At 61.7% G+C, this 248-nt stretch carries 1 protein-coding gene; it reads right to left on the bottom strand.

Going from position 1 to position 248, the window contains the following annotated elements:
• Nucleotides 1-248, bottom strand: a 248-nt coding sequence (locus tag ACUHMQ_RS21480; protein WP_445297442.1) for an IS66 family transposase zinc-finger binding domain-containing protein, incomplete at both ends; no start/stop codon positions are given.

Genomic DNA, 248 nt, shown 5'->3' with positions numbered 1-248 from the left:
GGTCTGCCCATTTGCTGACGATGATGTGGGCTAGCAGCCCGGGTGCGGCCATGCCCTGTTCAATGGGCTGCAGCGGCAAGGGTGCGACGGCGATCTGGCCTTCACAGGCAGAACAGGCAGAACAGGCAGAACAGGCAGAACAGGCGTATTTGGGCCGGCGGTATTGCAGTACGCTCAATTGTGCCGGCACATAGTCGAGCTTTTCGCTGACGGCATCGCCGATGTGGTGCCGCTCACCCCCACAGCAG

Source organism: Chitinimonas violaceus, from assembly GCF_052601015.1.
This window is presented reverse-complemented; position numbering and strand designations above follow the sequence as displayed.